General features: G+C 57.4%; 20 protein-coding genes, 2 pseudogenes and 1 CRISPR repeat array. Of the genes and pseudogenes, 6 read left to right on the forward strand and 16 right to left on the reverse strand.

Annotated elements, in window-relative coordinates; genetic code table 11:
* The first annotated feature begins 179 nt into the window (after positions 1-179).
* Complete coding sequence (locus L6758_RS11105) at positions 180-287, forward strand: type II toxin-antitoxin system RelE family toxin (protein WP_369126952.1); 108 nt, start codon at positions 180-182, stop codon at positions 285-287.
* Positions 288-424: 137 nt separating this feature from the next.
* Here the strand turns inward: L6758_RS11105 and L6758_RS07560 are convergent, their stop codons facing one another.
* The 4 genes from L6758_RS07560 to L6758_RS07575 are packed head-to-tail and all read right to left on the reverse strand — an operon-like array spanning position 425 to position 3,903.
* Entirely contained in the window at positions 425-1,174 is a 750-nt protein-coding gene (locus L6758_RS07560) for an amino acid ABC transporter ATP-binding protein (RefSeq protein WP_237205471.1), read from the reverse strand.
* Entirely contained in the window at positions 1,167-1,844 is a 678-nt protein-coding gene (locus L6758_RS07565; RefSeq protein ID WP_237205470.1) for an amino acid ABC transporter permease, read from the reverse strand. The genes L6758_RS07560 and L6758_RS07565 overlap by 8 nt, the downstream gene beginning before the upstream one ends.
* 57 nt (positions 1,845-1,901) lie before the next feature.
* Positions 1,902-2,726: a transporter substrate-binding domain-containing protein gene (locus L6758_RS07570; RefSeq protein WP_237205469.1), complete on the reverse strand. Its 825-nt coding sequence runs from the start codon at positions 2,724-2,726 to the stop codon at positions 1,902-1,904.
* A 40-nt stretch (positions 2,727-2,766) separates the two neighbouring features.
* Positions 2,767-3,903: a trans-sulfuration enzyme family protein gene (locus L6758_RS07575; RefSeq protein ID WP_237205468.1), complete on the reverse strand. Its 1,137-nt coding sequence runs from the start codon at positions 3,901-3,903 to the stop codon at positions 2,767-2,769.
* 300 nt (positions 3,904-4,203) lie between these two features.
* On the opposite strand from L6758_RS07575, the gene L6758_RS07580 reads away from it, so the two are divergent.
* A complete protein-coding gene (locus L6758_RS07580; protein WP_237205467.1) occupies positions 4,204-6,426 on the forward strand; it encodes a ZmpA/ZmpB/ZmpC family metallo-endopeptidase in 2,223 nt (740 codons plus the stop codon).
* A 95-nt stretch (positions 6,427-6,521) separates the two neighbouring features.
* On the opposite strand, the gene L6758_RS07585 is transcribed toward L6758_RS07580, so the two are convergent.
* Together L6758_RS07585 and L6758_RS07590 are read right to left on the reverse strand one after the other, a co-directional pair.
* The gene (locus tag L6758_RS07585; protein ID WP_237205466.1) at positions 6,522-7,328 is read right to left on the reverse strand and encodes an NlpC/P60 family protein; all 807 of its coding nucleotides are present in this window, start codon (positions 7,326-7,328) and stop codon (positions 6,522-6,524) included.
* Positions 7,329-7,720: 392 nt separating this feature from the next.
* Entirely contained in the window at positions 7,721-8,842 is a 1,122-nt protein-coding gene (locus tag L6758_RS07590) for a pirin family protein (protein WP_237205465.1), read from the reverse strand.
* 268 nt (positions 8,843-9,110) lie between these two features.
* A CRISPR array of direct repeats spans positions 9,111-9,565; the repeat unit is 28 nt; unit sequence GGCTCATCCCCGCACACGCGGGGAACAC.
* A 5-nt stretch (positions 9,566-9,570) separates the two neighbouring features.
* Here L6758_RS07590 and L6758_RS11110 point away from each other — a divergent pair.
* Positions 9,571-9,654: a hypothetical protein gene (locus tag L6758_RS11110; RefSeq protein ID WP_369126953.1), complete on the forward strand. Its 84-nt coding sequence runs from the start codon at positions 9,571-9,573 to the stop codon at positions 9,652-9,654.
* A gap of 58 nt (positions 9,655-9,712) precedes the next feature.
* Here the strand turns inward: L6758_RS11110 and L6758_RS07595 are convergent, their stop codons facing one another.
* The 6 genes and pseudogenes from L6758_RS07595 to L6758_RS07610 all read right to left on the reverse strand — a co-directional run bounded on the left by L6758_RS07595 (position 9,713) and on the right by L6758_RS07610 (position 14,883).
* On the reverse strand, positions 9,713-9,907 hold the full coding sequence (locus tag L6758_RS07595) for a cysteine-rich KTR domain-containing protein (RefSeq protein ID WP_011860842.1): 195 nt from the start codon (positions 9,905-9,907) through the stop codon (positions 9,713-9,715).
* 95 nt (positions 9,908-10,002) lie between these two features.
* Entirely contained in the window at positions 10,003-11,922 is a 1,920-nt protein-coding gene (tet(M), locus tag L6758_RS07600; RefSeq protein WP_002364936.1) for a tetracycline resistance ribosomal protection protein Tet(M), read from the reverse strand.
* 15 nt (positions 11,923-11,937) lie between these two features.
* Positions 11,938-11,991 (reverse strand): annotated as a pseudogene (locus tag L6758_RS11115) (hypothetical protein); the annotation flags it as partial.
* A gap of 9 nt (positions 11,992-12,000) precedes the next feature.
* Positions 12,001-12,408: pseudogene (locus tag L6758_RS11120) on the reverse strand (HD domain-containing protein); the annotation flags it as partial.
* 453 nt (positions 12,409-12,861) lie between these two features.
* The gene (locus L6758_RS07605; protein WP_237205464.1) at positions 12,862-13,365 is read right to left on the reverse strand and encodes a CoA-binding protein; all 504 of its coding nucleotides are present in this window, start codon (positions 13,363-13,365) and stop codon (positions 12,862-12,864) included.
* Between the two features lie 3 nt (positions 13,366-13,368).
* Complete coding sequence (locus tag L6758_RS07610) at positions 13,369-14,883, reverse strand: O-acetylhomoserine aminocarboxypropyltransferase/cysteine synthase family protein (protein ID WP_237205463.1); 1,515 nt, start codon at positions 14,881-14,883, stop codon at positions 13,369-13,371.
* 341 nt (positions 14,884-15,224) lie between these two features.
* Between L6758_RS07610 and L6758_RS07615 the strand changes: the two genes are divergently transcribed.
* Complete coding sequence (locus tag L6758_RS07615) at positions 15,225-15,851, forward strand: DedA family protein (protein WP_237186216.1); 627 nt, start codon at positions 15,225-15,227, stop codon at positions 15,849-15,851.
* Positions 15,852-16,009: 158 nt separating this feature from the next.
* Here L6758_RS07615 and L6758_RS07620 read toward each other — a convergent pair whose 3' ends face one another.
* A complete protein-coding gene (locus tag L6758_RS07620) occupies positions 16,010-17,206 on the reverse strand; it encodes an RNase H family protein (protein ID WP_237218641.1) in 1,197 nt (398 codons plus the stop codon).
* 368 nt (positions 17,207-17,574) lie between these two features.
* On the opposite strand from L6758_RS07620, the gene L6758_RS07625 reads away from it, so the two are divergent.
* Together L6758_RS07625 and L6758_RS07630 are read left to right on the forward strand one after the other, a co-directional pair.
* A complete protein-coding gene (locus tag L6758_RS07625; RefSeq protein ID WP_237205461.1) occupies positions 17,575-18,012 on the forward strand; it encodes a LytTR family DNA-binding domain-containing protein in 438 nt (145 codons plus the stop codon).
* Positions 18,013-18,029: 17 nt separating this feature from the next.
* A complete protein-coding gene (locus tag L6758_RS07630; protein ID WP_237205460.1) occupies positions 18,030-18,473 on the forward strand; it encodes a DUF3021 domain-containing protein in 444 nt (147 codons plus the stop codon).
* Positions 18,474-18,545: 72 nt separating this feature from the next.
* Here L6758_RS07630 and ilvD read toward each other — a convergent pair whose 3' ends face one another.
* The 3 genes from ilvD to L6758_RS07645 all read right to left on the reverse strand — a co-directional run bounded on the left by ilvD (position 18,546) and on the right by L6758_RS07645 (position 21,321).
* A complete protein-coding gene (gene ilvD / locus L6758_RS07635) occupies positions 18,546-20,384 on the reverse strand; it encodes a dihydroxy-acid dehydratase (RefSeq protein ID WP_237205459.1) in 1,839 nt (612 codons plus the stop codon).
* Between the two features lie 176 nt (positions 20,385-20,560).
* Positions 20,561-21,070 carry a GNAT family N-acetyltransferase gene (locus tag L6758_RS07640; protein WP_237205458.1) on the reverse strand — a complete coding sequence of 170 codons (510 nt, stop codon included), beginning with the start codon at positions 21,068-21,070 and terminating at the stop codon, positions 20,561-20,563.
* Positions 21,071-21,078: 8 nt separating this feature from the next.
* Positions 21,079-21,321, reverse strand: a complete 243-nt coding sequence (locus L6758_RS07645) for a hypothetical protein (protein ID WP_237186223.1) — start codon at positions 21,319-21,321, stop codon at positions 21,079-21,081.
* Between the last annotated feature and the right edge of the window lie 325 nt (positions 21,322-21,646).

Below are 21,646 nucleotides of genomic sequence, written 5' to 3' on the forward strand. Positions count from 1 at the left end.
GGGGCCTACACCCACATCACGCGCGACCAGGCTAACTGCCTCGCCTGCCACCACGCGCTCAACAGCAGCATCCTTAACATCCTTCGGAGTCCAACGCGTCACAACTACCTCCCGGTCGAAGTGGCGCATTCACCCCTTGACAGCACGGGGGAAAAGCGCTGACAGCTGACAAGGTTGGCCTGTGGCGTTATCGTGTAGGAAATTTTCGAGTACTCGTAAAATTTGAAGATCAGCAGATGCAAGTTATTGCTCTCGATGTTGGTCACCGTTCAACAATTTACCGATAGTCTTCTAAGCTCCTCTGGTATTAAAAAATCACCCCATCCTTTCTCTCTTTACCCTAGTGATTATCTCGGGGTGAAGAGAGAAAGGGTGGGGTGAAGTCGGCTCCCGGAACGCAGACCGCCCCTAGCTGCCCGGCAACCTAGATACGGTAGTCCGTCATCTCGAAGATCTGCAGGAAGCGTTGGATGCGTTCGTTGTCGGAGGCGAAGAAAGCTTCGGGGGCGCCGTTGTAGAGCACGCTGCCGCCGTCGAGGAAGACGATACGGTCGGCGACCCGGCGGGCAAAGGCCATATTGTGGGTAACCACCACCAGGGAGCGCTTTTCGCGGGCCAGGTCGATGAGCACACGAATAACCTCGGCTTCAAGCTCAGGGTCAAGAGCAGAGGTGGGCTCGTCAAAGAGCAGATAATCGGGGGCAACGGCCAGGGCGCGGGCGATGGCGACGCGCTGCTGCTGGCCACCCGAAAGGTTATCGGGGTAGGAGTCTGCCTTATGCCCCAACCCCACCTTTTCCAGCAGGTCGCGCGCGAGCTGGGCGGCGGCGTCCTTACCCATCTTGCCGTTGAGCACCGGGGCCAGCGCCACGTTCTGCTCAGCGGTGTAGTGGGGGAAGAGGTTGAAGTTCTGGAAGACCATGGCCGAGTGCTTGCGGATGGTGCGTACCTGCTCGTCGGTCAGGCCGGCGGCGAAGTCCACCGAGTCACCCTCGATGGTCAGGACGCCGGACTCGGGGGTTTCGAGCAGGTTCAGGCAGCGCAGCAGGGTGGATTTGCCCGAGCCGGAGGGGCCGAGAATGACCGTGGTTTCGCCGTTGTCGAGGTTCAGGGAGATGTCACGCAGGATGGTGTTCTCGCCGAAGCTTTTGGTGAGGTTCTTCAGGCTAAGCATTGGCTGTCCTTATGTAACGGCTGGTGCGCTTTTCGAGGGCACGCTGGGCGAGGGAGAGCAGGGTGAAGATGACCAGGTAGATGGCTGCAACTTCCAGATACATGGCCAGGGGCTCGAAGGTGCGGGCGGCAACCTGCTTACCGGACTGGAAGAGGTCGACCATGGAGATCACCGAGACCAGGGAGGTACCCTTGACCAGGTCGATCAGGTCGTTACCCAGCGGGGGCAGGGCGATGCGGGTAGCCTGCGGGACGACGACGTGGCGCAGGGTCTGCATCTTGGTGAAGTTGAGGGTTCGGGCAGCTTCAAACTGGCCGCGCGGAATGGAGGCGTAGGCTGAGCGGAAGGTCTCTGCCACATAGGCTCCGGTGTTGAGGCTGAGCGCGATGATGGCGGCGGGCCAGGTGTCGAGGGTGATGCCGATGCGGGGTAGCCCGTAGAACACCAGAAAGAGCTGCACCAGAAGCGGGGTGCCGCGGAAGAACCATACAAAGGCTGTTGCCAGCCAGTTGAGCGGGTTGTAGCGGCTGAGGTTGCGGGCGGCGGTGGCCAGCAGACCCAGCACCAGTGCGAGCACGAAGGAGATGAGGGTCAGCGGGATGGTCACCTGCACGGTGGCCAGCAGCAGGGAGGGCAGGGATTGTGCCCAGAGTTCTAGGTAGCGGTCCATAGTGTTCTACGGGTTACTTTCGGTTCGGACGCCGGGGTGCGGCTTGCCGGGGCCGGGTTAGGCCTTAGGGCTGAGGTCGATGCCAACGTACTTTTCGTAGATGGCCTTGAAGTCGCCGTTCTCCAGGTGCTTGGCGATGGAGTCGTTGATGGCGGTCTGCAGGGTGGTTGCGCCCTTGGGCATCAGGATTGCTGATTCGGAGGCGTCGCCGAGCACGCCGTCGAGCAGGCGGATGGGGGCGTCGGGGTGCTGCTCCTGGTAGTAGGCGAAGGTGACGGCATCGTTACCGCAGGCGTCCACGCGGCCGGTGAGTACCTGTTCGATGGCTTCGTCGAAGCCGGTAACGATGGTCATCTGGGCGCCTGCCTCTTCGAGCAGGGTGCGGAAGTTGGAGGTCTCTGATGAAGCTGCGGTGGCGCCGTTGAGGTCGGCAATGGTCTGCAGGCTGGAGTCCTGCAGGACGGCTACCTTGCCTTCTGAGGCAACGTAGGGGTTGGAGAAGTCGTACTTCTGCTTGCGCTCTTCGGTGGGTGAGACGTTGTTGATGACGATGTCGTAGCGGTCGGCGTCGACACCGGCGATCAGGGAGTCCCAGGGGGTTTCGGTGTATTCGGCGGTGACGCCCAGGTCAGCGGCGATCAGGTCGCCGATTTCCTTTTCCATGCCAACGAGTTCGCCGGCTTCATTGTGGTAGTTCCAGGGGGCGAAGGTGCCTTCGAAGCCGATGCGGATCTTACCGGCGTCCTTGATGGCCTGCAGCTTATCGGCTGCGGCAGAGGAGTCAGAGGTGGTAGATGAGGAGGAGCCGCAGGCAGCCAGGGCCAGGGCGAGGGCGGACGCGCCAGCGGCGGAGAGCGCGGTACGGCGGGTGATGTTCTGCATGGGTGTACCTTTCGGTGATTGTGTTTGTTGTGGGGAAGGCTTAGGCGGCGTCGAGGGCGCCGATGATGTCGGCGCGCAGATCATCGACGTCCTCGATGCCGACGGCTACGCGCACCAGGCGGGTGGTGAGGCCTGCGTCGTCGCGGTCTTCTTGGGAGTAGGCGCCCTGGGTCATGGTGGTGGGCAGGCAGACCAGGGATTCGATGCCGCCGAGGGAGACGGCGAAGGTGAAGACCTGTAGGGCATCGAGGAAGGCCTTGATGTCGTAGCCTTCTTTGACGGTGAAGGAGAAGAGGGCGCCCTTGCCGGTGGCCTGTTCGGCCTGGATCTTAGCTTCTTCGGCGCTGTAGGAGCCGGGGAAGTAGACGGTGTCAACGGCGGGGTGGGCGGCGACAGCCTCGATGAGGACGTCGGCGTTGGCCTGCTGGCGCTCCATGCGCAGGGCCAGGGTCTTGACGTTCTGCAGCAGACGGTAGGAGTCGATGGGTGAGAGCACACCGCCAGAAATCAGCTGGGCCTTGAAGAGCTTATCGGCCAACTCTGCGTTGTTGGTGGTGGCGACGCCCGCGAGCAGGTCGCCGTGGCCGGCCAGGTACTTGGTGGCTGACTGCACGACGATGTCGGCACCCAGTTCCAGGGGCTTTTGCAGGTAGGGGGTCATGACGGTGTTATCGACGACCAGCAGGGCCCCGTGGCGGTGGGCCAGCTCGGCGACCTTCTTGATGTCGGTGACGCGCAGGGTGGGGTTGGAGGGGGTCTCAATGAAGACCATGCCCACGTTCTTGCCTTCAAAGTGGGCGTCGGAGAGGGTGGTGAGGTCGTAGACCAGTTCGTGCGCGACTCCGCGCTTGGGCAGTTCGATGGTGGCGAAGCGGTAGTTGCCGCCGTAGACGGGCATGCCCATGAGCAGGGTCTGGCCGTGTTCCAGGATTCCCATGGCGGCGGCGGTAGCACCCATGCCGGAGGCGTAGAGGAAGGCGTGCTCGGCGCCCTCGATGGCGGCGAGGGTGGTTTCTGCCTTGGAGCGGGTGGGGTTGCCGCCGCGCTGGTATTCGAAGGGGCCTTCGGTGCCGTCGGTGGGCTGGCCGAAGGTGGAGGCGGTGTAGATCGGGGGTACGACGGCCTGCTCTTCGTTGGAGTGGACGGCGTGAATGGCGCGAGTGGTAAAGCCTGCCACGGTGGTTCCTTTCGGTATCAAGAAAAAGCGTATTTATAGAGCCTATACCTGCTATCTGCAAGGCAGAGAATTAATGTTACGCGTTTATGACGTCGCTCTTGGGTAAACACAAGAGGTATAGCCAAGGGCACATCGGCTTGGTGACCCAGACCCCACAAGCCCACTGCCCCGCCCCAAAACCGCCCACAGCCGGTATTCTTAAAGAAGAGGTGCGGGCTCTGCGCCCCCTTCGTCTGCTATCACTTGAGGACGATACCGCCACCTCACACATCCCCTCAGACACCACACAAAGAGTTCTCTATGCCTACCTCCCCCATTCATCGCCGCACCCTCATTCAGGGCGCAGCCTGGTCTGCCCCCACCATCATTGCCAGCTCGGCGGTGCCCGCCTACGCCGCATCAACGCCGTCCGCTGACCTTTTTGCCACCCTGGCAGCAGAACTGGGCGGTATCTCCTTCACCGAGTCACAGACCGTCTACGACTCGCTCTCACCCACCATTCGCATTACCGACATCACCAACAAGCGGCTAGAGATTTCTCGCCGCACCAGGCGTCCTTTCAACTCCGTGACCGAGGCAGAGGCCCGCGCTGAGCTCCAGCCCGAGGTGCTCAAGGCTACCGGCCTTGAAAAGCAGTTCAACGTCTCAAAGCTGCTGGCCCAGAATACCCTCACCGCCATTGCTGCCAACCCCCTCTACGCCCACCTCTCAGAGGCAGAGCGCGAAACCCTCATCACCAACAAAGTGAGCGGGCGCAAGGAGCAGTTCCTACTGGGCCTGGCCTACCTGCGGTCACTCTATTCTTTCGAGCTGGGCGGCGTGAACGTGGCCGAGGCCCTCATTGCTAACCCTGAGCAGTTCGGCATCACCGGGGTTGACCCGATTGACTACATTCTCAATATCGGCTCCCAGCGAGCTAGCGTGCTGGCTTTCAGCAACTCCCCCACCGCCCACCGCACCGTGGTGCGCCTACCGGAGCTCACCAGCTTCATTGCCGACCGGGCAGGCACCAGCGACCTGGACGCCTGGATGCGCGAGCAGAGCGGGGCCATCATTGCGGACGCCGCCGCCCCGCTCTACAGCAAGCTGGCGGCAGACCCTGCCTCCCAGCGCTTTATCCTGCCCCTGCTTTCACAGGAGAATGACGGGGTCTATGTTGCGACAACCCCGGCCTCTATCACCTTCGGCCACACCTACACCTATGTAGACCCCGCCACCGCAGGTAGCAGCACCGCTGAAAAGACCGCCTTCATCGACGAACTCAACCGCCGGGCAGCCGAGCAGAACGCCTTTGTGGAACTCTGGACCCGCCTGGCTCCCGCCTACGCTGGCGAGCTCACCGGCAACCGCCTGGCAATTGACACCTTCCAGGGCTACAAGGCCCAGAACATCTCCGCCTCCTGGCTGCCCAAGACCAACCCCGGGGCTATCAGCGACTTCTTTGCGCCCCTTAACCTCTGGGCACCCTACACTCAGGCAACCGCCCAGGCCGAGGGCACCGGCATGCGCTACTTCATGGGCAAGGCCATCTCTGCCAACGGTGTGACCACCTACGGCCACGAGATGACCCACCTCATCGACGACACCCTACTCACCAACGGCGGTGGCCTGCGCGACGGCTTCGGCCCCGAAACAATCGCCCGCGGTATCTTCGAGGGCCCCGACAGCCCCACCTCAGCTATCGTTGGCTTCAACCAGTACTTCGACTGGACCTCGGTCACCGACCGCCTGCACAACGGCAGCCCCGAGCAGTTCGCCACCAAGCAAGACCTCTCTGCCTACATGCGCCAGCAGCTCGACACACTCTACCTGCTGGATGCCCTCGAAGCAGAAGCTATCCTGCGCCGCCCGGCCGAAGAGCGCGCCGTCCTGCTCAACCGCCTGAGCCAGACCCCGCGCGGCACCACCGGCCACACCGACGACACCTTCAGCACCATCACCGTGGACGAGGCCGCCGCTCTCTCAACGGTGGAAGACTTCACCGCCCAGGGCCTGGTGGTATCCCGCTACCAGTGGCGCGGCATCAGCACCATCGGCACCGCACCGGCCAACAGCTACTACACCATCCCCCTCTTCGACCCCGCCTACGGCGCCTACACCCCCGCTACCGGGGCGCCCGGCGATATTACCGTCCGCCGTCAGGCCTTCGACCTGCTGGCCTACAAGGGCTACGACGAGGGCATGGTCCCCTATATCTCTAACCAGTACAAGGCCGCTGCGGGCGGGGCCCTGTCGGATAGCTTCATCATGGGGCAGATTGGCATTGCCGACTACGCCGCCGACCGCGCGGCCCGCTACCGCCAGGGGCTTGAGCGGGCGGGGGCGTCCGGGGTCTTCCCCTTCACCCACCGCGGCCAGACCATCGCCTCCCTCGACGACCTGCGGGCCCAGTTCGACCGGGCACTAGCCGCCGACCTGCCCTACCTGCAGCAGGCCCGGGCAGGCTCTACCAGCGCCATCTGGTCGGTGACTGCCGTGCGTGAGCTCAAGGCCTCCTTCTACCGGGCAGCTATGCAGCTCTAGAACCCCTAGCGTTAGAGCCCGAAGAACTGAAAAAGTCCCGCTCCCTGGTGAGGGAGCGGGACTTTTCTCAAGAAAAGACGCTGTATAGCGGTGCTTTAGCTGTTGTAGCCAGCGGGTGATACGTAGATGGGTGCAGATGCACCGGGGATGTTGACGGAGAATACGGAGGTACCCATACCCATCCAGCCACCGTGTACAGCCTGGCCGTTACCAATGTAAACAGCGATGTGCTGCTGGCCCCAACCGTTGGACTGGTAAAGAACCAGGTCACCGGGCTGGGGGTTGCTGGTGACGGTACCCAGTGACATGTAGTCCATGGGCCAGCCGTGGAAGTTGATGCCAGCGGCACGCAGGGAGTTGGTTGCCAGCATGGTGCAGTCAGTCTGAGCGTTGACAGCGGCGGCAGCCTTAGCTGCAGCTACAACGGCATCGCGCTTAGCCTGGTTGGTGGCGGTGGAAAGAGTGGGGGCTGCTGCAGGAGCAGGGGCAGCTGCTGCGGGAGCTACAGTTTCAACAGGAGCGGGTGCGGCCTCTACAACCTGAACGGTTTCAGCCTGAACAGCAACGGTAGCTTCCTCTGCAGGAGCTTCGACGGGTGCCTCTTCAACAACCGGAGCTTCTACAGGAGCTTCTTCAACGACGGGGGCTTCCTCAACGGGAGCCTCTTCAATAACAGGGGTTGCCTCGACGGGCTTTTCGGGAGCCACGATGTAAGCGGGAACGCCCCAGCTTACGATCTTGCCTTCACCTGCAACGGCAAATGCCTTGAGCAGGGGGGCTGAAACAGCTGCACCGTTGTCTACGGTGGTCTGCGGGGCTTCATTGACGGCTGCGTTTGCTGCTGCGAGAACAGTACCGGACAGGATGACGCCTACCGCACCTACTGAGAGTGAACGACGCAATGTTGTACCTTTCGTCTCTTCTTGAGATTTCGCAGCCGGGTTGCTGCTACTGCTGGGTGGCCCGTACGTGGGGTTTTGGGCTCCCATGCTTCCCTCGGAAGCTGATTGGACTTTGAACAGCCTATAACGATTTGGTAACGATGTATACCGAATCGTTATAAAAAGTTGATTTTTCTGCCCTATGTCACGTCTTCATGGGGGCATGAAAAATCCTACGAATCGCCTGTTAATACTGGTCATCGCGGGTTACTGGCCGGTAGGGTTCGCGGGTGCAATCCGTCGAAATAATATGCGACACGTTCGCGGGCCGGGTCACGGTTTCATGAAGAAACTGTGACCCGGCCCGCTAGTTTAAGGGGCGGGCGGATGCCCGCTCCCCTGCACCAGGGCTCTTAGTCGCCGCGCAGCTTCAAGCGCGCGTTGGGCAGATCGGGGGCAGGAATCACCGATGTGCGGGGCTTCTCTTCATATTCCCCGGGCAGCAGCACCACCCCACCAAAGCGGGGGTAGTCGGGGCCGGCGTCCTGACCGGCTGCAAGCGACCCACCGGTGACTATCTCGGTGCCCGACGCACCTGCCGGGGCGGTGATGGCCTCGAAGCTCTCAGCCTGGGCGTTCCAGGCTGCGCGGGCTTCGACGATGTCTTCGTGGGAGCGGCCGATGAAGTTCCACCAGATAGCGATTTTTTCGCCGAAGGGAGCTCCGCCGAGCAGGATCAGGCGGGTGTCGCCGACGGCCTCGATGGTGAGTTCGGTGGTGCCGGGTTCGATAAAGAGCATTTCGTCGGCGGCTACCCGCTGGCCCTTAATAAGAAGGGCGCCGGTGTCGACCACGAAGCCGTGCTCGTACTCGGGGTTGAGAGTCAGGGTGATGGTGCGGCGCGGGGCGTCGTCTGCCGGGTTCTTGTCTGCCTCTGGGTCAGAGCCGGGGGCACCCACCAGGATTTCAGCACCGAGCAGGGGCGAGAAGGTGGTGACGGGCGATGAGCCGGTGAAGGTCTGCCCATCGACGGTCACACCCAATTCCCCCAGGAAGACGCGGGCTTGCACCGGAGCCGGGGCGGACGCGTCCTGCCCACTCCCCTGCCCGCCGAAAGTGAGGGCCTCGGGCACGAAGTTTTCGAAGGCGGGGGCGGTGTTCATGTCTTGGTGGGGCAGGGCAATCCAGAGTTGGATGCCGTGCAGCACGGTGGTATCTGGCGTGGAGTATTCGGAGTGGTTGATGCCGTAGCCGGCGGTCATGAGGTTGAGCTCGCCGGGGCGCACATCGGCGACGGTGCCGAGGGAGTCGCGGTGTTCGATGGTGCCGGTGAAGATCCAGCTGGCGGTTTGCAGGCCGGTGTGGGGGTGCGGGGCGACGCGCATGCCGCCGGTGACGGCGACGTCGTCGGGGCCGTAGTGGTCAATGAAGCACCAGGCGCCCACCATGCGGCGGTCGCGGGAGGGCAGCAGGCGACGCACGGTCATGGCGCGCAGCCCACCCAGGGGCACGGGGCGAGGCTCAATAAGTTTCATGGCTTTAGTGTACGCCGGGGCGGACGGGGGTGGGTATGGCCGGACGGCCGGGGCAAGCGGACGGCGGAGGGCAGTTACGCCGAATGCGACTCCTTTTCCCGAGCGGGCGTTGTTTTAACGTCCTATCGGGAAACAAAGTCGCATTCGATGAGCTGCCGGTAAGACCTATGCAGAGCAGAGCTTGCCTCTCCCATGCGAGCTGTTTTCTGTAGTAGTACACATCAGCGGGGAACACCAACTCTTACAACGAATTCGCCACCCTCATCGGGGCTCATCCCCGCACACGCGGGGAACACGCTAAGGGCGTAGCATCCAACGTCTCTGTGGAGGGCTCATCCCCGCACACGCGGGGAACACGATAGACACGACAGGCCGGCGCATCACCCCCGAGGCTCATCCCCGCACACGCGGGGAACACCCAGTCTTTGTCGTCGTCGGTGAGGGCGTCCCAGGCTCATCCCCGCACACGCGGGGAACACTTACCGGCTTGGGCTTGCTGTGGGATTCCATTGGGCTCATCCCCGCACACGCGGGGAACACTCTGGGTAAACTCGCGCGGGGTAACGACCTGAGGGCTCATCCCCGCACACACGGGGAACACATGTAGGGTTCATTTTTCCGCCCGGAAATCTAGGGCTCATCCCCGCACACGCGGGGAACACTTTTTCTTTCGTTGGGTGGGGTGAAAAATCGTGGGCTCATCCCCGCACACGCAGGTAGAAAAACTACTGGATAACTTCACAGATAAAGAACTATCGTTGATTGAAGCCTTAGCTAGTGGTATCAATGAATCAAGAAACATCAAAAACTAATCATAATAACAATACATAAAACAGAAAGAGCCGATAAAATGAGAATGCTAATCTCAGATTATCGGCTCTGCGTCTTTGCGTCTGGCTCTGTAATCACAGTTAACTTGAACTGCTTTATATCAACTAAATTTTCCTGTCTACATTTAGGACAATAGAGAGGAAAATTCTTCAATTCAGTATCTTCCCTTATTTTCAAACGTGTTTTATTTCCACAGATGGGACACAGTACCCACTCACAGTTTATAATAATTATCTTCTCCTTTACATTTAATTCAAATCTGTATTAAAGAATATTTCATCTCGTTTCGTTTAACAAGAAGCCACATTTATATAACAATATAAAATGTGCTAAGTTATTTTATTGAACATATATCGTACTTTATCTATCCGACTATTTGGACGACGGGGCTGACAAACAGATTCACCAGTAGTAACATAGTACCCTTTTAACTCTGTTAAACAAACGCTACGTCCATTTGTAAAGAAAGTTAAATCATTACGATATTCTTGAATACACCGAGCAGGAATTTCTCCACTAAGAATGACCTCATTATTTTTCAGTTGAGTATTTACGATATTTGCACAATATTTGGGAGCATCGTTATATGCTCGTGAAAGATATTCTTGTGGTGCATAAATTTTAAAACTAAGATATGGCTCTAACAATTCTGTTCCAGCTTTTTTTAAAACTTGTTCCAATACAATAGGAGCAAGCATCCGAAAATCTGCTGGGGTACTAACAGGGCTATAGTATAAGCCATACTTAAAACAGATTTTACAGTCCGTCACATTCCAACCATACAATCCTTGTTCACAGCCATATCGTATCCCTTCCATAACTGCATTTTGAAACGATTGATTTAAGTATCCAAGAGAAACCGAGCTCTCATACTGTACTCCGCTCCCTAATGGAAGCGGTGCTACAGAAAGACCAATGGAAGCCCAGAAGGGATTCGGTGGCACTTCGATGTGAATGGTATACTCTGCTTTTTTTAACGGTCTTTCCATATAAATGACTGTAGGCTTTTTTATTTTTACCTCCACATGATACTTTTCTTGCAATAGAGCACAAGTCACTTCCATTTGTACTTTCCCTAAGAAAGAAAGTATGATTTCATGTGTCGTAGAATCCACATAATATTGTAGAAGCGGGTCACTGTCGGAGATTTCTAAAAGTGCATCAAGTAACATTTCCCTTTGTTGAGGTTTGCTCGGTTCAACAGTTGTTTGCAGCAGAGGGAGCGGATTTTCAATTCTCTCTCTCTGTGGCAATAGCTTTGTATCTCCAAGAACACTATTTAGCTTCAAAAACTCATTTTGCAAAATAACAATTTCCCCGGAATAAGCCTTATCAATTTTACATAATTCACCATTTATTGAAGTATACATTTCTGTAATTTTTATTTTTTCCTTTTCCGATATTCTAACCGAATCCCGCAAATGCAGGATTCCGCCATAAAGGCGTACATATGCAAGACGTTGTCTTTCTTCCGAATATTCAATTTTGAAGACATTTCCGCAAAGTTCAGACTTCTTTCTGTATGTTGATGAATAAAATTTATTCGTTATCACTTCTATAAGCTGCTCAATCCCTATGTTGCTTTTTGCGCTTCCATGATAAACAGGGTACAAGGAGCAATTCTGAAATCTTATGCTTTCCTCTTGTTCGAGTTCCAATGCTTCTAATGATTTACCGGACATATATTTCTCTAAAAGGTCATCGTTTCCCTCTATTACCGTATCCCATTGTTCAGATTCGGTAAAGTTCGTCACACACATATTAGGATACAGTTCTACCTTCTGTTTGATTACAATTTCGGCAGAAAGTTTCTCTTTAATATCCTGATAAACCGTTGATAAATCAATTCCATTTTGGTCAATCTTATTGATAAAAAAGATTGTGGGAATCCCCATTTTCCTAAGTGCATGAAATAATATACGAGTTTGTGCTTGTACGCCATCTTTTGCAGAAATCAGTAGAATTGCCCCATCTAAAACTGATAATGAACGATATACTTCTGCTAAGAAATCCATATGTCCTGGCGTGTCTATGATGTTCACCTTCGTATTTTCCCACTGAAAAGAGGTTATTCCTGTCTGAATTGTAATTCCTCTCTGACGTTCTAAAAGCGTATTATCCGTCCTCGTTGTACCTTTGTCCACGCTTCCTAATTCTGTAATCGCTCCACTGTTATATAATAAGCTTTCTGTTAAGGTAGTTTTTCCTGCATCAACATGAGCTAAAACACCTATATTAATAATTTTCATGTGATTTTCCTCCATTCAAAAGCCAAAAAGGCATAAAAAATCCCAGTGACAGATACTCTTATCACTGGGTACAAAAAACTAACCCCTCCTAAATAAGGTGCGGTAACTGCTCTGACCAAATTTTTCATCGAAGAACCGAGTCAAAATAATGTAGCTCGCTGCAGAGTGTGGGGACCACTGGTCTGAAGGTACTGCAGAAGGCACGTTCAAACCCGTTGCACGTATCTGGTCAGCCAGGAAACTATAGCGCGATGACTCGTTGAGCTGACTCGCGAAAGATTGACTAGCTTTGCCTACGTCGTGAGATCCGCACAGGAAAGCCACGAATCGCTGGCAGTCTTCACTCGATAAAGCAAGCTGTTCTTGAATGAACCTACGGTGATTTTCTGAGAGGTAGTGACTCCATAGGTAAGCCCCAACCTGGGCAGAATCCATCATGTGCTGGGGAAGGTTAAGCCAATCAGTACTCTGGTCGTCAGACCGGTCAGTCTTGGCCCATAGACTAGCGGCTTGCGGACTCCAGCTAGGGAAATCATCGGTAAAAAGCTACTTCATCGTCAACCTTCTTCGCGTGGGTACATCAGTTTAGTAGTATCTCCTAGTGCTTAGTAAACACCTTCAAGATTTTTATGTCAACTAGTATATGTGAGAAAATTTTTAGTATCTAGAACCATGTGAAAAGCCCCCCGGCAGTCAAAGCCAGGGGGCAGCCTCATCGACACGAGGAATAGGTACTTGATGCACATCTACTAGGGCTCATCTCCAAACTTCTTTGAAGATCAGTCTCGTGAAGCCCTCATCCTATTTCACCAGCTTTTTCGTGAAGGTGCTACCTACTGGAGCAACTGCAGATAGCCCTGTTCCTTGCCTCTATCCCCCTCCAGAAAAGACCACCAGCCAGGTGGTCATTTCTGATGTAGATGGTACCTACCCCAGGGGTTAAGCCAGGACCTGCCGCTTGGACGAAATCACGCCGGTCACAAACCCTGCCAGGTGCAGGCCTCCGTGGAAGCGGGCGTGCTCAATCTTCACGCACCGGTCCATCACCACGTTCAGCCCGGCGTCCTCACCCAGTCGCGCAGCCTCCTCATTCCAGGAGCCCAGCTGCATCCACACCGTCTTCGCGCCCACCTCAATGGCCTCCTGCACCACACCCGGCAGGTCCTCGTTGCGGCGGAAAATCTCCACCAGGTCAGGGGTCTCAGGCAGGTCAGCCAGTGACGCGTACACCTTCTGCCCCAGCACCTCCTTGCCCTTAGCCGCCAAAATCGGGTTCACAAAATACAGGGTGTAAGGGCTCGACGACTGCAAATACGTCGCCACAAAATACGAAGACCGCGAAATCTTGTCAGACATACCCACAATCGCAATGGACTTCGTCTCGTGCAAAATCTTCAGTCGCTCCGGCGCGCTGGGGCCTTCCCAGGTACGAATCTCAGTCACGGCTTAGGCCTCCTTCTTGGGTGCGGGAATTTCGCAGGCGGGCGCGGACGCCGGTGCGGACGCCCCAGCCCCCTCACGCGCTGCGCGCTCGGCAGCGTGGGCGGCGGCGTCCGCCTCCAGCGCCTCCTTTTGGGCAGCTGCCTCAGCTTCGGCAGCTTCGCGGCGGGCCACCAGCTCGTCCGCGCTGGCGGTGCCCACGACCTCACCGGCATGGTTGCGGCCAGAAGCAATGGTCAGGGCCTGGTCGAGGTCCCAGATAATGTCGACGGCGTCTTCCAGACCCACCGAAATACGAATCAGGTCTTCACCCACGCCACCGGCTGCCAGCTGCTCAGCCGTCAGCTGCTGGTGGGTAGTTGAGGCGGGGTGCAGAATCAGGGTGCGGGCATCGCCAATGTTAGCCAGGTGCGATGCCAGCTGCAGGTTCTTGATGAACTCGGCGCCCACGTCGCGTCCGCCCGCCTTCTCGGTGCCGGCAACGCCGAAGGAGAAGACCGACCCAACACCCAGCGGCAGCAGCTTCTGTGCCCGCTCATAGTGGGGGTGCTCCGGCAGGCCGGCGTAGTTAACGTAGGAGATGCGGGCGTCCTCGTTTAGCCAGGCGACGACGTCCTTGGCATTGGCCAGGTGGGCGTCCATGCGCTGGGGCAGGGTTTCAACACCCTGCAACAGGTTGAAGGCAGCCTGGGCTGAGAGGGAGGGGCCGAAGTCACGCAGCTGCTCCGAACGCAGCTTGGTGAGGAAGCCGTATTCACCGAAGTTACCCCACCAGGAAATGTTGTTGTAGGAGGGAATCGGCTCGGTCATGGTGGGGAACTTGCCGTTGCCCCAGTTGAAACGACCCGACTCAACGACCACGCCGCCCAGGGTGGTACCGTGGCCGCCCAGGAACTTAGTGACCGAGTGAATCACGATGTCAGCGCCATGTTCGATGGGGCGAATCAGGTAGGGGGTAGAGAGGGTAGCATCAACGACCAGAGGGATGTCGTTCTCGTGGGCCACACGGGCCAGACCCTCAAGGTCAGCAACCTGGCCCGAGGGGTTAGCCACGATCTCGGTGTAAATAGCCTTGGTTTCAGGACGAATCGCGGCGGCAAAGTCGGCCGGGTCAGTGCCGTCCACAAAGGTAGTGTCAATACCGAAACGACGCAGGGAAACATCCAGCTGAGTGATGGTGCCGCCGTAAAGGTTAGACGAAGCAACAATATGGTCACCGGTCTGGCACAGCGCCGCAAAGGTAATAAACTCAGCAGCCATACCCGAAGCAGTCGCTACCGCACCGATACCGCCCTCCAACGAAGCGATACGCTCTTCCAGCGCCGCCACAGTCGGGTTGCCCAGACGAGAGTAAATGTTGCCGTACTTCTGCAGGGCAAAAAGGTTGGCGGCGTCGTCCGCGTCCTTAAAAACAAAGGAGGTGGACTGGTAAATCGGAACCGCGCGAGCGCCGTGCTCAGCGTCGGGGGTGCCGCCCGCGTGCAGGGCGCGGGTGCGGAAGCCAAAAGTATGCTCAGCCATGGACTCTCCTGATAGTAGGCCTAGTTATCTACCCTCCATAGTCACCCATGCCCCTCTACCTGCGGTAACTTATTTCACCGTGTGAACAGGTTACGCAGCATTACCGGAAAGGCAGGGCGCCCCATTCCCCACCTCGGCCAGTGTCCACCAAACTCGCGTAACGTCCATCCCGCGCGTAAGCACCGCGCGATTCTAGTAGACGCTGAGCCCCACCAATCTAACGTGACCAAAACCCCCAGCCTCTCTACAAGCTAGCTCATAGGAAAACACAGGGTTCTACGAGAGAATAGAGAAAGTTTTGTCACCGGGCGGCTGCCCGCACTCGCAGAGAAAGGGCACTCGTGCTCCAGAACATTATCGACTGGGTTATCTCCGTCATGGAGGCCATCGGTTCCCCCGGCGTTGGCCTGGCCGTCTTCCTTGAGAACGTCTTCCCGCCCATCCCCTCCGAGGTTATCCTGCCGCTGGCCGGCTTCACCGCCTCCCAGGGATCCATCAACGTAGTGGCCGCCTTCATCTGGGCGACCGTCGGCTCGCTCACCGGCGCCTACTTCCTCTACTACCTAGGTGCAGCCATCGGCGCTCACCGCCTGCGCAAGATCGCGGCCTGGATGTGGCTGGTCAAGGTTGAGGACGTCGATAACGCCCTGGCTTGGTTCGACAAGTACGGCAAGGCCTCCATCCTCATCGGCCGCGTCATCCCCGGCATTCGTTCACTCATCTCGATTCCCGCCGGCATCGACCGCATGAACCCGCTGACCTTCGGCCTCTACACCCTACTCGGTTCCTCCATCTGGAATGCCCTGCTCATCTACTGCGGCTGGGTCCTGGGCGAGAACTGGCACGCTGTTGAAGGTGTCATCGACCAGTACTCCAAGGTGGTCTACGCTCTGGTAGCCCTGGCCCTGGTGGCCGTCTTCATCTGGCTGCTGCGCCGCGCCCGCCAGGAAAAGCGCGACGTAGCCTAACGGCGGGCGTCCGCACGGCTTAAGCTGAGCCCCGCGCCCGCACCTGCCCCCTCGCCCATGGGGACCTTAAAACTTAAAAGGGACCGCGTATTATGCGGTCCCTTTTAGGTTTTAAGGTCCCCTTTGAGGAAGTAGGGCACCCTAGGGCAGAGGCCCCGCTACTTCCAGAGGCGGTTGCGGGCGTGCACCACCGACGGGCGAATCTGAATCCAATCCGCACAGGGCAGGCGCAGAGCCTTCTCACACCCAGACAGGGCGGTAATAATCGACTCGCACCGCTGGTTGAACTCGGAGACATGCCCCTTATCCACAATCTGCCCGGGGAAGTGCCGGTGCATCTTCGACACAGAATCCGACGACTCCTGCAGCCCGTGCCCGGTATGCCCCGGGATATGCTTGACCAGCACCCGGCGCTCCCGAATGGCCTCGGTCAGCCGCTCCATCTCGTCCAGAACCTGCTGGTTCTGCACGCCCTCTTCAACCCAGGTGTTATAGACCCAGCGGTTGTGCGCCAGGCGCAGCACAAAGGTCAGAGCCCCCAGCGAATCGGTGTGAATAATCAGCTGGCGGCCACCGTGATAGAAGATATTAAAGGCTGCCAACATAGCCGAGAGCTCCCCGGTCATAATGTTGGTTGCATCGTAGTGGGAGTGGAAGAAGAAGCCGTCTTCACTCACCCCGCCGATACCCATGCGTCCGCCCTTTAAATACTTCTTATTATTGGTTGACCGGAACGAACAGTCGGTAAAGACGCTGTACTCCACCAGTTTCTCTACCGGCAGCTGGGCGGTGTTCTTCTCAAACTCAGCGTGAGCCAGACGCGAGGCCTCGTCCATAAAGTGCGGCATGAGCTCACCTGCCGGAGTGCCAATAAGCTTCACGTGAATCTCGCCCAGGGAGTGCGACTCGTAGGGGTTCATGACCTTATCAATGGACCGGTATTCCAAGAAATCGCGGAAGGCCGTGAACTTGCGGAAGAGCAGCTTGAGGTAGTGCTTATCGGCTGCCACGGTGATGAGGTTGGTCTTATACTCCTCGGGGATAGCGTCCATGGTCGCCAGAATCGCACGGCCCAGCATGTCGGTATGTACGGTGTCGCAGGGGTCCATGAGGCTGTGTGTCAGAGACTCAGCCACAGGTTCGCTCTCAATGACCTCTCGCTCGCCGTTTTCGCGCGAGATAAAAGCGAAGGACGTCAGCCCCACATGGCAGTCACCGGCAGCTCGCACCTGGTCCATGACCACCACGATGACAGCCACACCCTGCTCGGTGAAGCCTGCTGGGTAGGAGCTGGTGTAATCCGGCGGCTCCCAGGTCAGCTCACATTTCTTGATATGTGCAGGCGTAATTTCCACATTATTCATCTCCTAAGGGGTGTCTATAGTTGTTTTACTTACTCTTTAAAGCTATACCAACTCAGCGTCGTTTTGCCAACAGGTGAGGGGCATCGGAGCCTTCTTCACTCTCTCGGTGAACGCCCACCAGCTTCGCGGAGCGTCCACCCCGCGCGTAGGCACAGCGCGAGTCTGGTAAGCACTCGCGGAGCGGACGGACGGACGCCGAAGCAGCCCGGCAGGAGACAAACCGGGCGGGACTACAGAACCCCACCCACACCGCTTATCAGCTAGGTACTACCGCATGTCGCAAAAGTCTTGTTGGGGTTCCTGAGAATCCGTTTTACTAGGGATGTCAGCTCTAGTTACCCCCGATGGAAAGGGAAACCATGAAATTCACGCTTACTCTTGATCGAAAATTTCAAGAAACCCGTGTTGATGTCACGGCCCCGGAACTCACTGCGGAGGTAGAAGAATTACAGAACTATCTAACGAGTAAATCCCTAGCTCCCCTTCTGGGCTATACAAAGGGCGGCGCTGTGCCGTTGGAGTTAAAGCAAACTCTCCGGTTCTATACCTCAGATAAAAATGTCTATGCGCACACGATTCAGGGTGTATTGAACGTCAAGCTCCGTATGAAAGAGCTCGAAACCAGGTTGCCTACTAGTTTTATCAGGATCAACCAGGGCGAACTCATCAATATTCACTGGGTAGAGCGTTTCGATGTTTCGCTCTCCACCACTATCGGCGTAGTACTCAAAGACGGTACCCGATGTTTTGTTTCTAGACGTTCGCTAGCCAGAGTCAAACAGGTTCTCGGCCTTTAATCCATAGGAGAAAAATAATGATTCGCAAAATCGCTATTGGCGCTCTCATCGGGTTTTCAATTGGTTGCACTATGGAGCTTTTATTTTCAGCTTTCGTCGGCAACTCCTATATCCCGGGAGTTACTAGTTACCTCAATCAATTCGATAACCAGAATATCGCTGTGCTCATACAACGCCTTATCTATTCCGGACTTGGCGCTATTCAGTATTGTGCGGCTGACCTTTATAAGAAAGAGAGCTGGTCGATACCTTTCGCTACTTTGACACATGCCATTATCGTGCTTACCAGTGTCTTACTGGCTGGTGCTTATTTGCATTGGTTTCCGCTGACCCTCTCTGCTTTTATAGGGTTTACGATTGTTGCCGTGCTGATATATGCCCTGGTGTGGGTCGTATCTCTCTGCATAGCGGTAAGCAAAACCCGCAAAGTTAACGCTGCTTTGGAAAAGGCCCAGGTGTAAACACAAGGACGCCCCGCCTCGGCTTGCGTAAGCCGGGGCGGGCGTCCTTGTGATTTGAGAAAAGGCCGAGGTTTACTCGGGGACGATGCGCACCGCGCCCTTATCGGCGCTGGTGACCATGGAGGCGTAGGCGCGCAGGGCGCTAGAAACCTGGCGCTCACGGGGCTTGGTGGGCTTCCAGGGGGCAGGGCCCTTCTTGGCGCGGCGCTCGGCCAGTACCTCGTCGGAGACGTTCACGCGCAGGATGCGGTTGTGAACATCAATCTCAATCTCATCCCCGTGCTCAATCAGACCCACGGCGCCGCCGGCAGCAGCCTCGGGAGAAATGTGGCCGATGGAGATACCGGAGGTGCCGCCCGAGAAGCGTCCGTCGGTAATCAGGGCGCACTTCTTACCCAGGCCCAGGCCCTTGAGGTAGGAGGTGGGGTAGAGCATTTCCTGCATGCCGGGGCCGCCCTTGGGGCCCTCGTACTGGATGACGACAATGTCGCCCTCCTTCACGTTCTTCGACAGGATCTCGAAGACGGCCTCGTCCTGGGACTCCACCACGAAGGCCTTGCCGACAAAGTGGAAGAGTTCTTCGTCGATACCGGCGCTCTTGATGATGGCGCCGTCTTCGGCGATGTTACCGTAGAGAACCGCCAGGCCGCCGTCCTTGGTGTAGGCGTGCTCAACGGCACGAATGCAGCCGTTTTCGGCGTCCGTCTCGTGGGACTCGTACTTGTTGGCGGTGGAGAAAGCCTGAGTGGTGCGGACGCCACCCGGGGCAGCCAGGAAGAGCTCTTTGGCAGTGTCGGTGGCGGCACCGGAGCGAATGTCCCAGTCAGAGAGCCACTGCTGAAGGGAGTCGGCGTGCACGGAGTGGACGTCGCGGTTCAGCAGACCGGCGCGGTCCAGCTCGCCGAGCAGGGCGGGAATACCGCCGGCGCGGTGCACGTGCTCGATGTGGTACTTGGTGGAGTTGGGGGCTACCTTAGCCAGGCAGGGCACCTTGCGGGAGATGGCGTCGATGTCCCGCAGGGTGAAGTCGACGCCTGCCTCGTGGGCAATAGCCAGGATGTGCAGCACGGTGTTGGTGGAGCCACCCATAGCTACGTCCAGGGCCATAGCGTTCTCGAAGGCGGCCTTGGTGGCGATGGAGCGGGGCAGGACGGAATCGTCGTCCTGCTCGTAGTAGCGCTTGGCCAGTTCTACAATCTTGGCGCCAGCTTCGAGGAAGAGCTGCTTGCGGGCAACCTGGGTGGCCAGGGTGGTGCCGTTACCGGGCAGGGCCAGGCCGATGGCCTCATTCAGGCAGTTCATGGAGTTAGCTGTGAACATACCGGCGCAGGAGCCACAGGTGGGGCAGGCATTCTTTTCAACCTGGGCTAGGGCGTCGTCGCTGACGCTGTCGTCCACGGCCATGACCATGGCGTCCACCAGGTCAAGGCGGTGCTCAACGACCCCCTCGATGCCTTCGCCGGATTCCATGGGCCCGCCGGAGACGAAGATGACGGGGATGTTCAGGCGCATAGCTGCCAGGAGCATACCGGGGGTGATCTTGTCGCAGTTAGAGATGCAGACCAGGGCGTCGGCGCGGTGAGCGTTGACCATGTATTCGACCGAGTCGGCGATCAGGTCGCGGGAGGGCAGGGAGTAGAGCATACCGTCGTGGCCCATGGCGATGCCGTCGTCCACGGCGATGGTGTTGAATTCTTTGGCTACGCCGCCCGCTTCGCGGATGGCACCGGCGACCAGCTCGCCCATGTTCTTCAGGTGCACGTGGCCAGGCACGAACTGGGTGAAGGAGTTGGCGATAGCGATGATGGGCTTGCCGAAGTCGTCGTCGCCCATGCCGGTGGCGCGCCACAGTGCGCGGGCACCTGCCATGTTTCTACCGTGGGTTGATGTACGCGAGCGCAGTTCTGGCATCGATAGCTCCCAAGAAAGTTTGTGGTTGGAGGTTTTGGGTATTAGTCTACGCCTGTCGGTGCGGTAGTCCACAGGGTGGGAAGCGGCGTTCTCATATAGTGAAGATAGGGGCGGACGGTCTCTCCCCCACTCCCCTGCCAAGGGGCAGGGACCGCAGGACGGGCGTCCGCGGGACGCTACTCCAGTAAGCCTCGCATAAATCTCAGCCCATATTCCAGAAGCTGGGGGTGGCTATCGTCAACTAGGGTAAATCCAAAGCGCTCAAAGGCCCGTTGAGACTTTGTATTTCTGCGGTCGATGGCGCAGGTCATGATGTCACTGGTGAGGTCTTTAAATTTGGGGTGCTCTTGGGCTGTGATAACGCATTGCTGAATAAGCTGTTGTGCAATTCCCTGGTTTTGGGCGTGGGCGGCCGTAGAGATATAGGTAATGTCGAAGACATCATCATAGGGGCGATATGTAATGAGAGCGGCAGCTGCTATCTGCCCCTCCAAGAAAGCTCCGATAGAGACCTTGTAGGGATCTCGGGCAATTTTCTGGGGCTGAGTTTCCCGGACGAAGCTTTGAACCTTTAGCTCCCATTCCGCGGGGTGTGAAGCGGTGTGGTAGTGCCGCTTGGCAGGGTAGGTGCAGACCCATTGTTGAAGGGCCGGTATATCGCTTGTGCTGAGCTCTCGAAAATACACGTAGGCCCCTAGTTTTTGAGGGCTAATCCTACTGGGGTAGGCTCGAGCTGCTCAAGGGCTCTACGATGCTGAGCCGAAAAAGCCCGGTTCTGCTGGGTTTCGTATTCCGATGCGAGGGTTTTTCGCTCTGCATCCGTTAGACCATCGTTCCCGATAGCCGTGGTGTGATGGCGCAGAACTTTTTGCAGGGTTTGACGGGCCGCTCGATGAGTGGGCTGCCAGCGAGTTGCATCTTTAGCGTTTACGGTCATAGTTCTGCTCCTTTCCTTGGTCTTGTTGTTTCGAGTCTAACAAGTAGCTCTTGGGGATGACTAGGGGCGGACGGTTCCGCACCGCGCCCCCCTCAAAGGGGACCTTAAAACCTAAAAGGGACCGCGTAATATGAGGTCCTTTTTAGGTTTTGCGGTCCCCTTGCGGTGAGACAGGCGCTCATGACGCGCGTATGACGCGCAGCCGTCACTGTAGTTCATTTTTGAAATGTGCCGTCTTAGACCGAAAAGAGTTTGGGGGCTTACCGGGTGCGGGTGTTAGCTGGAGTCAAGGCCGCTGCCGCAAGCAGCCTCTACAGCCGTAGGA

Origin of the sequence: Rothia nasimurium, assembly GCF_928382285.1 — a bacterium.
Taxonomy (GTDB): Bacteria; Actinomycetota; Actinomycetes; order Actinomycetales; family Micrococcaceae; genus Rothia; species Rothia nasimurium_E.